This is a genomic window from Streptomyces sp. NRRL F-2580, from assembly GCF_000720115.1.
GTDB lineage: Bacteria > Actinomycetota > Actinomycetes > Streptomycetales > Streptomycetaceae > Streptomyces.
In genome coordinates this window covers 23155-37483 of the sequence record NZ_JOIR01000030.1, presented here as the reverse complement: position 1 = coordinate 37483, position 14329 = coordinate 23155, and the positions used below count along the sequence as shown (strand labels likewise).

The window sequence follows — 14329 nt, the reverse complement described above, 5'->3', positions numbered from 1 at the left end:
CTGTCGGGCTTCTCAGGTCAGACTCAGGAAGCTCTCATCATCGGCGACCAGAGTCGGAGCCATGACCGACAGCTTCCGCCGCGAAGGCGAGCACCCCCAGGAGCACCGCCCGACCCAGGCGGGGGCGTACCCACCGCCGCCCTCGTACCCGCCCGCCGCACCCGGCTGGCACGAAGCGCACCAGCCGCCGGTCATCCGCGGCGAGACCGTCCCCGCCGCCCGCCACGACGGCCCGGCCCACGCCGCCGCCCCCGCGCCCCGCGCGAAGCGGCCCGTGGCCCTGCTGGCGGCCGTCGCGCTCGCCGCGGCCCTCGTCGGCGGCGGCACCGCGGCCGCCGTCCAGCAGCTGATGGTCCACCAGAGCGGCGGCTCCGGCGGCGTCAACGGCACCAACGTCTCGCAGAGCACCGGCACCGGCACCGTCTCCGGCGTCGCCGAACAGGTCAGCCCCTCGGTGGTCCGCATCGACACCCGCACCGCGTCCGGCCAGGGCACCGGCTCCGGCATCGTCGTCACCGCCGACGGCGAGATCGTCACCAACAACCACGTCGTGGACGGCGCCGCCGAGATCCAGGTGACGATGAGCGACGGCAAGAAGTACAAGGCCAGGATCGTCGGCACCGACCCCGACAAGGACCTGGCCCTCATCAAGCTCCAAGGGGCCGGGGGTACCTCCCAGGCCGAAGGCCTGGGGGGAGGCCTCAAGCCCGCCAAGCTCGGTGACTCCGGCAACGTCAAGGTCGGCGACCAGGTCGTCGCCATCGGCTCCCCCGACGGCCTGACCGGCACCGTCACCAGCGGCATCGTCTCGGCGCTGAACCGCGAGGTGAAGGTGCCGAAGTCCGAGCAGCAGGCCCCGCAGGGCCGGCAGCAGGACGGCGGCGGCTGGCCCTTCTCCTTCGGCGGGCGCGAGTTCAACGGGGACACCGGCTCCGACACCACCTCGTACAAGGCCCTCCAGACCGACGCCTCCCTCAACCCCGGCAACTCCGGCGGCGCCCTGGTCAACATGAACGGCGAGATCGTGGGGATGCCCTCCGCGATCTACTCCCCCTCCTCCGGCGGCTCCGCCGCGGGCAGCGTCGGCCTCGGCTTCGCCATCCCGGTCAACACCGTCAAGGCCGACCTGGACTCCCTCCGCAAGGGCGGCCCCGGCGGGCCCGGCTCCTCCGGCACCGACGGCAACAGCTCCACCGCCAACGGCTTCGGCACCTCGTTCTAGGGGGTGTCTCCCCGATCGGGCCGGGCTCGCCCGATCGGGGACACCCCCTGCGTCCGTGCGAGGCTGGAGGCGCCGTCACATGTCGGACTCCTCGGCCGACCACCACCTCTGGGAGACCCATCCATGAATCCCGCCGAAGGCGAAGCGCGGATCCTCGTCGTCGACGACGAACCGGCCGTACGCGAGGCCCTGCGCCGCAGCCTCGCCTTCGAGGGGTACGCCGTGCAGACCGCCGTCGACGGGCTCGACGCCCTCGACCGGGCGGCCTCGTACTCCCCCGACCTGATCGTCCTGGACATCCAGATGCCCCGGATGGACGGGCTGACCGCCGCCCGGCGGCTGCGCGCCGCCGGCAGCGTCACGCCGGTGCTGATGCTCACCGCCCGCGACACCGTGGGCGACCGCGTCACCGGCCTCGACGCGGGCGCCGACGACTACCTCGTCAAGCCCTTCGAGCTCGACGAGCTCTTCGCCCGCGTCCGGGCCCTGCTGCGCCGCAGCTCCTACGCCGCCCCGCAAGCCGGCGGCGAGAGCCACGAGGACGTCCTGACCTTCGGCGACCTGCGCATGGACCTCGCGACCCGCGAGGTCACTCGGGGCGGGCGGCCGGTGGAGCTGACCCGTACGGAGTTCACGCTGCTGGAGATGTTCCTCGCGCACCCGCGCCAGGTCCTGACCCGCGAGCAGATCCTCAAGACCGTCTGGGGCTTCGACTTCGAGCCCAGCTCCAACTCCCTGGACGTGTACGTGATGTACCTGCGCCGCAAGACCGAGGCGGGCGGCGAGCCCCGCATCGTCCACACCGTGCGCGGGGTGGGCTACGTCCTGCGCGCCGGCGAGAGCGGGCCCGAGTGAGTCCGACCGCCAGGTTCCGCGCGCTCCCGCTGCGCTCCCGGCTGGCCCTGCTCGTCACGGTGGCGGTGGCCCTGGCCGTCGCCGCGGTGGCCGCGGTGTCGTGGGTGATGGTGCGGGCCCAGCTGCGCGACCAGCTGGACAGCTCGCTGCGCGCCACCAACGCGGAGGCGCAGGCCAACCAGGTGTTCCGGGCGCTCAACTGCGTCTCCGGCAACGCCCTGCCGGAGCGGCCCGCGAACAACCTCAGCGCCCAGGTGCAGATCGTGCTGCCGGACGGCGGCCACTGCTGGGTCGACGGCAAGGGCACCCTCCCGGTCAGTACCCCCGACCTCGAAGTCGCCCAGCGGCGGCGCGGGGCCGTCCTCTACGACGCGACCACCTCCGACGGGGTGGCCGTCCGCGTCTACACCCAGCCCGCCCTCCTAGACGGCCGGGCCGCCGCGCTGTCCGTCGCCAAGCCGCTCGCCGACATCGACAAGCCCCTGTACACCCTGGCCTGGGTGCTGCTCCTGGTCTGCGGCGTCGGGGTCGTCGGTGCCGGCGCGGCCGGCCTGTGGGTGGCCCGTACGGGACTGCGGCCCGTCGACGAACTGACCGACGCCGTCGAGCACATCGCCCGCACCGAGGACCTCACCGTACGGATCCCCGACGAGGGCGACGACGAGATCGCCCGCCTGTCGCGGTCCTTCAACTCGATGACGGCGGCCCTCGCCTCCTCCCAGGACCGGCAGGCCCAGCTGATCGCCGACGCCGGGCACGAGCTGCGCACCCCGCTGACCTCGCTGCGCACCAACATCGAGCTGCTCGCGCGCAGTGAGGAGACCGGCCGGGCCATCCCGCCCGACGACCGGCGGGAGCTGCTGGCCTCGGTCAAAGCACAGATGACGGAGCTGGCCTCGCTGATCGGCGACCTCCAGGAGCTGTCCCGGCCGGACGCGGCCTCTCCCGGCCCGCTCCAGGTGGTCGCCCTGCACGAGATCACCGGGGCCGCGCTGTCCCGGGCCCGGCTGCGCGGTCCGGAGCTCCGCTTCGATTCGGACCTGGCGCCCTGGTACGTACGGGGCGAGGCGGCCGCACTGGAGCGGGCGGTGGTCAACGTCCTCGACAACGCGGTGAAGTTCAGCCCGCCGGGCGGCGCGGTCGAGGTGACGCTGCGGGCCGGCGAGCTGACCGTACGGGACCACGGTCCGGGCATCCCGGCCGAGGACCTGCCGCACGTCTTCGAGCGGTTCTGGCGGTCCCCGTCGGCCCGCGCCCTGCCCGGCAGCGGGCTGGGCCTGTCGATCGTGGCCCGTACGGCGGCACGCGCGGGCGGCAGCGCCGAGCTGCGGGCGGCGGCCGACGGCGGCCCGGGCACGGAGGCGGTGCTCCGCATCCCGGGGGCGCCGACCCCGCCGCCCTCCGAGCCGTCAGTTGTGCCGGATCAGTGAGGCGACCAGGCCGGAGCGGGTGTTCGGGAAGTCCATCGGGACGATGCCGAGCCCGGTCCGGCCGGCGAGTTCACCGCCGTCGACGAACGCGTGCACCTGCGGGTTGAGGCGGTCCGAGTTCCAGCGCGGCGGCATGTAGGCGGCGGTGCTGACGTAGTTCACGAAGAGCTTGCCGGGCTGCTGGACGGCCTTGCGGAGGTGGTTCTCGATGCGGCCCCGCTTGGCGAAGGGCTCGGTGTTGTAGTCGTCCTGGATGTCGAAGACGTTGCCGTCGCCGTAGCGCAGGCCGGGCAGACCGCCGTTGTCGGCGAGGAGCACGACCTTCCCGCGGGCCTGGCCGAGGGTGGGCAGGGTGTCGGCGATGCGGAACAGCGGGCGCCAGCCGCGGTTGTTCAGGTAGTCGTCGAAGACGGCGCGGAAGGTGGCGTCGCTGTCGGTGGAGTACTCCTGCTTCAGGCGCATCAGGACGGTCTCGGAGGGGTGCGCCGCGAGGAAGTTCCCGCAGGCCACGAGGACGTCCCCGAACATGAGGTCCTGGAAGAAGGCCGCGTGGTGGATCGCGAAGGACCCGCCCGTGACCCGGCAGCGGACGTCGAGGAAGCGGATGCCGGAGTCGAGCTGCTGGGCGATCGAGGTGTTCTGGCAGGCGACGTAGAGGCCGCCCTTGGTGGCGCCGGAGTCGTGGGTGCCGGGGATGGTCATCCGCTGGAGGGCGGTGGAGTCCCCGAGTCCGGCCATCCAGTCCTGGGTGCCGAGGGCCGCGGCCGAGGCCGGGGCGGTCCCCGCGGCGCCCAGCCCCAGCGCCGCGCCGGCGGCCAGCGCTCCGGCCAGGAACGCCCGTCTGCCCACGCCCGCGCCGCTGCCCATGCCGATGTCCACGCCCATGCCCGCCCCTTCGCCGACCCGGTGATGGCATCGGAGTATGGCGTGGACACCTCAAAATAGGTACCCGTCGGTAAGGGTCGGTCTCCGGACCGGACCCGACCCCGACCCGGCCTGCACCCCTGGCCCGGGCCCCGACCCCGGCCCCCGTCCCGGTCCCGGCCCCGACCCCCCTCTCGGTCCCGGCCCCGGCTCGGTCCCGGCCCCGGCCCCGGCCCCGGCCCCGGCCTCAGCGTTCGAGCAGCTCCACCATCGTGCGCAGCCCCTGGACGATCTCCCGGCCGTTCGGCGCGCCCTCCGGATCGGTCAGACACTGGACCATCACCCCGGTCAGCAGCGCGAGGTGCACCGACCCGAGGGCCCGTACGTCCCCCTCGGCGACCTCGTCCTGGGGCACCCCGCGCAGCTGGGCGGCCACCATGGGCCGGGACTTGCGCTGCTCCTCGGCCAGGATCGCGAGCAGCTCGGGCGAGGACTGCGCGTGCACGAAGGCCTCGACGTTGGCCGTCCAGAGCCAGCGCATCTCGGCGAAGTCCTGGATCTTGCGGTCCCAGGTGTCGGCGTACCGCTCGGCGGCGGTGTCGCCCTGTCCGGCCAGCCGGCCCGACCCCGCCGCCCATTCGTCCATGGCGGCGAAGAGCGCCTGGTTGAGCAGCGCCTCCCGGGATCCGAAGTGGTAGCCGATCGCGGCCATGCTCACCTGCGCCGCCGAGGCGATGTCGCGCACGGTCGTGCGCAGGTACCCCTTCTCCTCCAGGCAGCGGCGCGCTCCGGCCAGCAGGTCCTCGCGATTTCCCATGCCTGGGATCGTATCCGCGCACCGTTTTGGGCAGATGCGCTACACAGTCGTATTGCGCACCTGCCCAACTCCTGGCAGGGTGGAGCCATCGGAAGATCCACGGGCCCACGGAAGGCACGAGCCATGCGCCACGAGCTGAAGATCGACGACCGGACCCTCTCCTACCTGGACTTCGGCGGCCCCGGCCGCCCGCTCCTCGCCCTGCACGGCGGCATGTCCGAAGCCCTCGCCTTCACCGGTCTGGCCGCCGCCCTCGGCGACGGATGGCGGGTCATCGCCCCCGACCAGCGCGGCCACGGCGACTCGGGCCGGGCGCCCGACTACCACCGTGAGGGCTACGTCTCCGACGCCGTCGCCCTCCTGGACCACCTGGGCCTCGACGCCCCCGTCACGCTCCTCGGCTACTCCCTCGGCGGGCTCAACGCCTACCACCTGGCCGCCGCCCACCCCGACCGGATCTCCGCGCTCATCGGCGTGGACGCCGCCGTGGAGATCCGCATCCCCACGGGGCCGAACTGGTTCGACTTCCTCGACGGCCTCCCCTACACCGCCCCCACCCGCGAGGACCTCCTCGCCGCCGCCGGACCGGCCGCCCCCTTCGTCGCCGACGGACTGCGCCCCCTCCGGGACGGCAGCGGCTGGCGCCTGGCCTACCACCCGCAGGACATGCTCGACTCCATCCGGGCGTGCGACGGCGACCACTGGGACACCTGGCTCGCGAGCACCTGCCCGGCCCTGCTGGTCCACGGCACCCGCAGCCAGGCGCTCACGCAGGCCGCGGCCGACGCGATGGTCGCCCGGCGCCCCAAGACCTCGTACGCACCCCTCGACGGCGACCACTTCGTGCCGTTCACCGACCCGGAGGGGTTCCACGCGGCCGTCGGCACGTTCCTGGCGACCCTCTGACCATGCCCGAGCGGGGAAAGCCGAAGGGGCGGCGGGCCGATGGCCCGCCGCCCCTTCGGGGCACCGCACGCGGTGTTACTTGATCACGGTGATCCGGTCCGCCGCCGGCACGGCGATCGGGCTGGTCGCCGAGGAGTTCTTCGTCAGGTAGGCGTTGAAGCAGTCCAGATCGGACGCGCCCACCAGCTTGTTCTTGTGCTCCTTCAGGACGGTGAAGCCGTCACCGCCGCCCGCGAGGAACTCGTTCATCGCGACCCGGTAGGTCTTGGCCGGGTCGATCGCCGCGCCGTTCAGCTTCACGGAGTCCACGACGATGCGGTCCACGCCCGTCTTCGTCATGTCGAGGGTGTACGTGAAGCCCTTCGACACCTGCAGGACCTTCGGGTTCGCACCGTTGACCGGGCCGCTGACCTGCTGCTGCAGCGCGGTGATCAGCTGAGCACCGGTCAGGTCCACGATGTTCATCATGTTGGTGAACGGCTGGACCGTGAAGGACTCGCCGTACGTCACCACGCCGTCGCCCTCGTCACCCGAGGCCTTGTAGGCGAGGTCCGAGCGGATACCGCCCGGGTTCATGATCGCCAGCTGCGCGCCGCCCTTGTCCGCCGGGGCCAGCGCCTCCAGCTGCGCGTCGGCGATCAGGTCACCGAGCGGCTTCTCGGGCGCCTCGGAACCGCGGCCCGGGATGTCGGCCGCGATGAAGCCCTGCGGGCGGTTGGCGATCGGGGCCGCGAGGGTCTTCCAGCGGTCGATCAGCTCGGTCATGTCCGGGGCCTTGGGCTGGTCCCGGGTGACGACCTTGTTCACCGGCTTGGGCGAGGCGACCGGCGTACGGACGATGTCCTTGGTCTGCCGGTCGTAGGTGAGGGTGGTGTCCGTGAACAGGCGGCCGATGGAGGCGGCCGAGGTCACCGTGCGCGGGTTGCCCGCCGGGTCCGGGATGTTGCAGGCGTAGGCCTGGTGCGTGTGGCCGGTCACCAGCGCGTCGACCTTGGAGTCCACGTTCTTGGCGATGTCCACGATCGCGCCCGAGATGCCGGCGCCGGCGCCGGGGACGTTGCAGTCGTAGTTGTAGGCGCCGTTCGCGGGCAGACCGCCCTCGTGGATGAGCGCGACGATCGACTTCACGCCCTGCTTGTTCAGCTCGGCGGCGTACTTGTTGATCGTCTCGATCTCGTCGCCGAACTTCAGGCCCTTGACGCCCTCGGCGGTCACGACGTCCGGAGTGCCCTCCAGGGTGACGCCGATGAAACCGATCTTCACGTCGCCCTTCTTCCACACGAAGGTGGGCGACATCAGCGGACGCTTGGTCTTCTCGTCGGTGACGTTCGCGGCGAGGTACTGGAACCGGGAGCCCGTGAACTCCTTGCCGAACTCGTAGCAGCCGTCGACCGGGTGGCAGCCGCCGTACGCCATGCGCCGCAGCTCGGTCTTGCCCTCGTCGAACTCGTGGTTGCCGACACTGGTGACGTCCAGGTCGAGCTTGTTGAGCGCCTCGATGGACGGCTCGTCGTGGAAGAGACCGGACAGCATCGGGCTGCCGCCGATCATGTCACCGGCCGCCGCGGTGACGGAGTACTCGTGGCCCTTGCGGGCCTCGCGCAGGCTGGTCGCGAGGTACTCGACCCCGCCCGCGGGTATGGCCTTGGTGGTGCCGTCGGCCTGACGTTCGGTCACGGTGCCGGACGAGCCCTGCGGGGGCTCCAGGGTGCCGTGGAAGTCGTTGAACGACAGCATCTGCACATCGACGGTCCGGCTCTTGGCCGTACCGCCACCACTCGCGGCTCCGGCCGGCAGTGCGGCGGCGACCATGGCCCCGGCCCCGGCCGTGACGGCGAGGGCGGCGAAGGTCAACCGGCGGTTTCGGCGGTGCCGTTGTGGCGTCGCTGACATTTAGTCCCCTTTGTGGACAGCGATACTGCTTGGGAGGTCCGGGGAAGCCTATGGTCAACGCGCGTAGCTCTACCAGGGGGTAACGGGTATCGCGTTGGTTACGCACAGAAGACGGACGGACCTCGCGCCCGCACTCCGCCCGCCACCCGCCGCGGTCGTAGGCTCGTGCCATGACTGAGGCAGCAGCGGCCCTGGAGCCGGGACGGCAGATTCAGACCCTCGACGAACTGACGGAGGAACAGGCCGACGCCGTACTCGACCTGATCGAGGACGCGGCGCGCACGGACGGCACCACCGCCGTGTCCGAGCAGGGACGGCTCCAGCTGCGCGGCGGACCGCGCGCGGGGATCCGGCACTTCCTGCTCACCGAGGGGGACCGGCTCGCCGGATACGGACAACTGGAGGACACCGACCCGGTGGAGGCCCCCGCCGCCGAGCTCGTCGTGCACCCGGCCCTGCGCGGCCGCGGCCACGGGCGGGCGCTGGGCACGGCCCTGCTCGCCACCTCCGGGAAGCGGCTGCGGGTGTGGGCCCACGGCGGCAAGTCGGCCGCCCGGCACCTCGCGCAGGTGCTCGGCCTGACCCTCTTCCGCGAGCTGCGCCAGCTGCGCCGGCCGCTGACCGACACCGACCCGCTGCCGGAGGCGGCGCTCCCGCCCGGCGTGATCGTACGGACCTTCGTGCCCGGCACCGACGACGAAGCCTGGCTCGCCACCAACGCGGCCGCCTTCGCCCACCACCCCGAGCAGGGCTCGCTGACCCAGCGGGACCTGAACGACCGGATCGCGCAGCCGTGGTTCGACGCCAAGGGCTTCTTCCTCGCGGAGCGCGACGGGGAGCTCGTCGGCTTCCACTGGACGAAGGTCCACGCGGCGGAGCGGCTGGGCGAGGTCTACGTCCTCGGGGTCCGCCCGGGTGCCCAGGGCGGCGGCCTCGGCAAGGCCCTCACCGCGATCGGCCTGCGCCACCTGGCGGCCCAGGGCCTGCCGACGGCCATGCTCTACGTCGACGCCGACAACCCGGCCGCCCTCGCCGTCTACGAGGGCCTCGGCTTCACCACCCACGAGGTCGACCTCATGTACCGCACGGAAAGCTGACCCCCGGCCCCCGCCCCGCTCTGCCAGCCCGGCCGGCCGGCCGGCACAACCCGGGCCGGCCGGCACGATCCAGCCCCGCCGGCGTTTGAGGCGCGGGGTCCGGGGCGGAGCCCCGATCCTTGAGCCCCGCCGGCACAACCCAGCCCCGCCGGCGTTTGAGGCGCGGGGTCCGGGGCGGAGCCCCGATCCTTGAGCCCCGCAGGCACAACCCAGCCCCGCCGGCGTTTGAGGCGCGGGGTCCGGGGCGGAGCCCCGATCTTTGAGCCCCGCCGGCGTCGAGGCGCGGGTCCGGGCAGGGCAGCGCCCGGCGGGGCCCGGGGGTACACCCGGCACGCCAGGCCGCAGGCCCCGCCACCTCCGCCACCCCCGCCGGGAGGCGACTCGTGCGCCAGGCGGAGCCGGGAAGCCACACGCCATTAACCGGGCATTCAGACGCGCTTGCGACTCTCCCCCCATGCAGCCCCGACTCCGACTGACGGCCGACACTTCCGACGCGCCCGTCCTCCCGCGTGCGCGGAAGAATGGAGTCATGAGCCACAAGCCCAGCGCAGGCCCCACCGAGGTCCCCGCCCAGCACCCGTCCCAGACGCCCCCCGCCGGCCAGGCGACAGGCCCGGTGGCCGGCCCGGTCAACGCCGTCACCGGCGCCCACGCCCGCATAGGCTCCATCTCGGCGCACCGCCCGCACGTCGACCTCGAACCCGACATCGACGCCGACCTGGACGCGTACGACGACAAGGACGGCGACGAGCTCCCCCCGGGGCGCTTCCTCGACCGGGAGCGCAGCTGGCTGGCCTTCAACGAGCGCGTCCTGGAGCTCGCCGAGGATCCCACCACCCCCCTGCTGGAGCGCGCCAATTTCCTGGCGATCTTCGCGAGCAACCTCGACGAGTTCTTCATGGTCCGCGTGGCCGGCCTCAAACGGCGTATCGCGACAGGTGTCGCCACCCGGTCCGCCTCCGGGTTGCAGCCCCGCGAGGTGCTGGACCTCATCTGGACGCGCTCGCGCGAGCTCATGGCCCGCCACGCCGCCTGCTTCCAGCAGGACATCTCCCCGGCCCTGGCCGAGGAGGGCATCCACCTCATCCGCTGGCCCGACCTCACCGAGAAGGAGCAGGCCCGCCTCTTCACGCTGTTCCGGAACCAGATCTTCCCGGTGCTGACCCCGCTGGCCGTGGACCCCGCGCACCCGTTCCCGTACATCTCCGGCCTCTCCCTCAACCTGGCCGTCGTCGTGCGCAACCCGGTCAGCGGCCACCGCCACTTCGCCCGGGTCAAGGTCCCGCCGCTCCTCTCCCGCTTCCTGGAGGCCTCCCCGCAGCGCTACGTCCCGCTGGAGGACGTCATCGCCGCGCACCTGGAGGAGCTGTTCCCCGGCATGGAGGTGCTCGCGCACCACATGTTCCGCGTGACCCGCAACGAGGACCTGGAGGTGGAGGAGGACGACGCCGAGAACCTCCTCCAGGCCCTGGAGAAGGAGCTCATGCGGCGCCGCTTCGGCCCGCCCGTGCGCCTGGAGGTCGAGGAGTCCATCGACCCCGGCGTACTGGACCTCCTGGTGCAGGAGCTGAACGTCAACGCCTCCGAGGTGTACCCGCTGCCCGGGCCCCTCGACCTGACCGCCCTCTTCGGCATCGCCTCCCTGGACCGGCCCGAGCTGAAGTACCCGAAGTTCGTCGCCGGCACCCACCGGGACCTCGCCGAGGTCGAGTCCGCGTCCGCGCCCGACATCTTCGCCGCCCTGCGCGAGCGGGACGTCCTGCTGCACCACCCGTACGACTCCTTCTCCACCTCGGTGCAGGCCTTCCTGGAGCAGGCCGCCGCCGACCCGGACGTCCTCGCGATCAAGCAGACGCTGTACCGCACCTCCGGCGACTCCCCGATCGTGGACGCCCTGACCGACGCCGCCGACTCCGGCAAGCAGGTCCTCGTACTCGTCGAGATCAAGGCCCGCTTCGACGAGCGGGCCAACATCAAGTGGGCGCGCAAGCTGGAGGAGTCCGGCTGCCACGTCGTCTACGGGCTCGTCGGCCTCAAGACCCACTGCAAGCTGTCCCTCGTCGTCCGCCAGGAGGGTGACCAGCTGCGCCGCTACTCGCACGTCGGCACCGGCAACTACCACCCCAAGACGGCCCGGCTCTACGAGGACCTCGGCCTGCTCACCGCCGACCCGCAGGTCGGCGCGGACCTCTCCGACCTCTTCAACCGGCTGTCCGGCTACTCGCGCCGCGAGACCTACCGCCGGCTGATGGTGGCGCCCCGCTCGCTGCGCGACGGGCTGATCGCGCGGATCGACAAGGAGGCCGCCCACCACCTGGCCGGCCGCCCCGCCTACGTGCGCCTGAAGATGAACTCGATCGTCGACGAGGCCCTCATCGACTCGCTCTACCGGGCCGCCCAGGCGGGCGTGCCCGTCGACATCTGGGTGCGCGGCATCTGCGCCGTGCGCCCCGGAGTCCCCGGGCTCTCGGAGAACATCAGGGTCCGTTCGATCCTCGGCCGCTTCCTGGAACACTCCCGGGTCTTCGCCTTCGGCAACGGCGGCGAGCCCGAGGTGTGGATCGGCAGCGCCGACATGATGCACCGCAACCTCGACCGCCGTATCGAGGCACTGGTCAGGGTCGCCGACCCGGCCCACCGCGCGGCACTGGACCGGATGCTCGAAACCGGCATGTCCGACGCCACCTCCTCCTGGCACCTGGGCCCGGACGGCGAGTGGACCCGGCACAGCACGGACGCGGAAGGCCAGCCGCTGCGGCACGTACAGGAGACGCTCATAGACGCCCGGAGGCGCCGGCGTGGCTCAGCCAAACCATGAACCGATTACGGCGACGGCGGACGCGGGTGACGTGCTCGGCACGTACCTGCGTTCCCAGGCCACCGCTTTCCTGCGCGCGCTGCGCCTGCACGATGAAGGCACAGCGAGCGGGGCAGCCGAAGGCAGTGACGCGGCGCGCAGCCTGCGGGGGGCCGCGCGCCGCATCAGCGGATCCCTGGCGACCTTCCGGGTGGTGACCGAGTCCTCCTGGGCCGACGGGCTGCGCACCGAGCTGGTGTGGCTGTCCTCGACGCTGGCCGACGAGCACGCGTACGCCGCCCGGCTGACCCGGCTGATGGACGCGCTGCACCGGCTGTCGGGATCCCCCGAGCTCCCGGCGCCGCGCGGCACGGCCGGTGCGCTGACGGTGGGCTCGGCGCGGGCCGGAGCCCTGCTGGAGCGCCAGCTCACCCTGGCCCGTACGCGCGCTCACTCGGCCACCCTCCAGGCGCTCGGCTCCTCCCGCTTCCACGCGGTGGCGGACGCGGTGGCGGTGCTGGCCTCTGAGGTCCCGCTGGACTCCGTCGCGGCCCGGGGGCGGGTCGGGGACGTCCTGGTCCCCCTGGCAGAAGTGGCCGAAAATCGACTGTCTGCGGCGGTCGCGGCGCTCCCGCCGCGGGGCGGCGGCGAACAGGCGGCGCCGAGCCCGTACAACGCGGACCACGACGGCCTCTGGCACGAGGTACGCCGCCTCCTGCGGGTCCACCGGTACGCCCGTGAGGCGCTCGGCGAGGACGTGAGCCGGCCCGCGGCCGCGGGGGAAGCCCTGGACCGCCACCGGGACGCGGCGGAGGCGGCGGCCGCCTCGGCGACGGCGGCCCGCACCCCGCGCATCGCACCGGCGACGGCGTACGCCCTGGGCGTCCTGCACGCCGACCAGCGCCACGAGGTGGAGGCGGCCCGGCTCGATTTCGAGCGCCTGTGGCTGAGGGAGCCCGCGGTCACGCCGAGGTAACAGACGGATAACGGATGATGACGGCTACGCACGCACGGACGGGAACGCACCGGGTCGTCCGCCACGGTTCACCGTCCGTTCACTCGGGCCGGTCAGCTGCTTCACCTGTTCTGCCTAATTTCGGTGATGCACGGAGCGAGCCGCCCGGGAGTCGAGCAGCTCAGCCGGGCGAACCGACGTAGTCCTCTTCGCACGCCGCCCCGACACAGAAAGCGGCCGGCGGCTTCTGGAAGGAACACCCGAAAGTGAAGCTTCAGCGCAAGAACATGCTTCGTGCCTCCGCCCTCGGGGCGCTTGTCGTGTCCGGCGCCCTGGTCCTCACGGCGTGCGGCTCGGACGACAACACGAAGACCGCCGACGGCACGGCCAAGCCCTCCGCGGCCGCCGGCGAGATCAAGTGCGACGACGCCAAGGGCAAGCTCCTGGCCTCGGGCTCTTCCGCGCAGAAGAACGCGGTCGAGCTGTGGATCAAGAACTACATGGCCGCCTGCTCCGGCGTCGAGGTGAACTACAAGTCCTCCTCCTCCGGTGAGGGCATCGTCGCCTTCAACCAGGGCACCGTCGGTTTCGCCGGCTCCGACTCGGCGCTGAAGCCGGAGCAGGTCGAGGAGTCGAAGAAGATCTGCACCGGCGGCCAGGGCATCAACCTGCCGATGGTCGGTGGCCCCGTCGCCCTCGGCTTCAACGTCGCCGGCGTGGACAAGCTGAACCTCGACGCCGCCACGGTCGCCAACATCTTCAACGACAAGATCAAGAAGTGGGACGACGAGGCGATCAAGAAGCTGAACCCGGGCGTCACGCTTCCCTCCACCGCCATCCAGGCCTTCCACCGCTCGGACGACTCGGGCACCACCGAGAACGTCACCAAGTACCTGAAGGCCGCCGCCCCCGACGCCTGGCCGCACGAGGCCGCGAAGAAGTGGGCCGCCCCGGGTGGCCAGGCCGCCTCCGGCTCCGCCGGTGTCGCCGCCCAGGTCAAGCAGGTCGACGGAGCGATCGGCTACTTCGAGCTCTCGTTCGCCGGCTCGCAGGGCATCAGGACCGTCGACCTGAACACGGGCGCCGCCGCCCCGGTCAAGGCCTCCGGTGAGAACGCCTCCAAGGCCATCGCCGCCGCCAAGATCGCCGGCACCGGCTCCGACCTGGCGCTGAAGCTCGACTACACCACCAAGTCCGAGGGTGCCTACCCGCTGGTCCTGGTCACGTACGAGGTCGTCTGCGACAAGGGCAACAAGGCCGAGACGCTCCCGACCGTCAAGTCCTTCCTGAACTACACCGCCTCGGACGCGGGCCAGAAGCTCCTCCTCGAGAACGGCTACGCGCCGATCCCGGCCGAGATCAACACGAAGGTCCGCGAAGCCATCAACTCGCTGGGCTGAATCTGACCCCCGTGGTGTCGGCCGCCCCCGTCCGGGCAGCCGACACCTCGGGGACTCTCCCCCACTCCACCCGGTGGGGGTCCCCCCGGACGG

11 protein-coding genes are annotated in these 14329 nt (G+C 72.2%); 8 read left to right on the top strand and 3 right to left on the bottom strand.

Annotated features, from left to right (window positions below; all coding sequences use genetic code 11):
* Window positions 1-61: 61 nt before the first annotated feature.
* The 3 genes from IF88_RS0128035 (at window position 62) to IF88_RS0128025 (ending at window position 3507) form a co-directional block, all read left to right on the top strand.
* Window positions 62-1222: a S1C family serine protease gene (locus IF88_RS0128035; protein ID WP_030718377.1), complete on the top strand. Its 1161-nt coding sequence runs from the start codon at window positions 62-64 to the stop codon at window positions 1220-1222.
* 123 nt (window positions 1223-1345) lie between these two features.
* The gene (locus tag IF88_RS0128030) at window positions 1346-2077 is read left to right on the top strand and encodes a response regulator transcription factor (protein ID WP_030718374.1); all 732 of its coding nucleotides are present in this window, start codon (window positions 1346-1348) and stop codon (window positions 2075-2077) included.
* Window positions 2074-3507, top strand: coding sequence for a sensor histidine kinase (locus tag IF88_RS0128025; RefSeq protein WP_030718371.1), 1434 nt, complete (start codon window positions 2074-2076; stop codon window positions 3505-3507). Before IF88_RS0128030 ends, IF88_RS0128025 begins: the two co-directional genes overlap by 4 nt.
* On the opposite strand, the gene IF88_RS0128020 is transcribed toward IF88_RS0128025, so the two are convergent.
* Both IF88_RS0128020 and IF88_RS0128015 read right to left on the bottom strand, forming a co-directional pair.
* A complete protein-coding gene (locus IF88_RS0128020; RefSeq protein ID WP_234323726.1) occupies window positions 3487-4392 on the bottom strand; it encodes a phosphatidylinositol-specific phospholipase C in 906 nt (301 codons plus the stop codon). The genes IF88_RS0128025 and IF88_RS0128020 overlap by 21 nt on opposite strands.
* A 226-nt stretch (window positions 4393-4618) precedes the next feature.
* Window positions 4619-5188, bottom strand: coding sequence for a TetR/AcrR family transcriptional regulator (locus IF88_RS0128015; protein WP_030718366.1), 570 nt, complete (start codon window positions 5186-5188; stop codon window positions 4619-4621).
* A gap of 123 nt (window positions 5189-5311) precedes the next feature.
* Here IF88_RS0128015 and IF88_RS0128010 point away from each other — a divergent pair, with 123 nt between their 5' ends.
* Entirely contained in the window at window positions 5312-6094 is a 783-nt protein-coding gene (locus IF88_RS0128010; RefSeq protein ID WP_030718364.1) for an alpha/beta fold hydrolase, read from the top strand.
* A 75-nt stretch (window positions 6095-6169) separates the two neighbouring features.
* Here IF88_RS0128010 and IF88_RS0128005 read toward each other — a convergent pair whose 3' ends face one another.
* Window positions 6170-7987: a bifunctional metallophosphatase/5'-nucleotidase gene (locus IF88_RS0128005; protein WP_030718359.1), complete on the bottom strand. Its 1818-nt coding sequence runs from the start codon at window positions 7985-7987 to the stop codon at window positions 6170-6172.
* A 170-nt stretch (window positions 7988-8157) separates the two neighbouring features.
* On the opposite strand from IF88_RS0128005, the gene mshD reads away from it, so the two are divergent.
* The 4 genes from mshD (at window position 8158) to pstS (ending at window position 14236) form a co-directional block, all read left to right on the top strand.
* The gene (gene mshD / locus IF88_RS0128000; RefSeq protein ID WP_030718355.1) at window positions 8158-9084 is read left to right on the top strand and encodes a mycothiol synthase; all 927 of its coding nucleotides are present in this window, start codon (window positions 8158-8160) and stop codon (window positions 9082-9084) included.
* 529 nt (window positions 9085-9613) lie between these two features.
* A complete protein-coding gene (locus tag IF88_RS0127995; RefSeq protein ID WP_030718353.1) occupies window positions 9614-11902 on the top strand; it encodes an RNA degradosome polyphosphate kinase in 2289 nt (762 codons plus the stop codon).
* The gene (locus IF88_RS0127990) at window positions 11883-12857 is read left to right on the top strand and encodes a CHAD domain-containing protein (RefSeq protein WP_030718350.1); all 975 of its coding nucleotides are present in this window, start codon (window positions 11883-11885) and stop codon (window positions 12855-12857) included. Before IF88_RS0127995 ends, IF88_RS0127990 begins: the two co-directional genes overlap by 20 nt.
* Window positions 12858-13102: 245 nt before the next feature.
* Complete coding sequence (pstS, locus tag IF88_RS0127985) at window positions 13103-14236, top strand: phosphate ABC transporter substrate-binding protein PstS (RefSeq protein ID WP_030718348.1); 1134 nt, start codon at window positions 13103-13105, stop codon at window positions 14234-14236.
* Window positions 14237-14329 lie beyond the last annotated feature (93 nt).

Excerpts from the sequence above, each read along its gene's own strand:
- IF88_RS0128035 (WP_030718377.1), top strand. The coding sequence starts at position 62 with ATGACCGACAGCTTCCGCCGCGAAGGCGAGCACCCCCAGGAGCACCGC.
- IF88_RS0128030 (WP_030718374.1), top strand. The coding sequence starts at position 1,346 with ATGAATCCCGCCGAAGGCGAAGCGCGGATCCTCGTCGTCGACGACGAA.
- IF88_RS0128020 (WP_234323726.1), bottom strand. The coding sequence starts at position 4,392 with ATGGGCGTGGACATCGGCATGGGCAGCGGCGCGGGCGTGGGCAGACGG.
- IF88_RS0128015 (WP_030718366.1), bottom strand. The coding sequence starts at position 5,188 with ATGGGAAATCGCGAGGACCTGCTGGCCGGAGCGCGCCGCTGCCTGGAG.
- IF88_RS0128010 (WP_030718364.1), top strand. The coding sequence starts at position 5,312 with ATGCGCCACGAGCTGAAGATCGACGACCGGACCCTCTCCTACCTGGAC.
- IF88_RS0128005 (WP_030718359.1), bottom strand. The coding sequence starts at position 7,987 with ATGTCAGCGACGCCACAACGGCACCGCCGAAACCGCCGGTTGACCTTC.
- mshD (WP_030718355.1), top strand. The coding sequence starts at position 8,158 with ATGACTGAGGCAGCAGCGGCCCTGGAGCCGGGACGGCAGATTCAGACC.
- IF88_RS0127995 (WP_030718353.1), top strand. The coding sequence starts at position 9,614 with ATGAGCCACAAGCCCAGCGCAGGCCCCACCGAGGTCCCCGCCCAGCAC.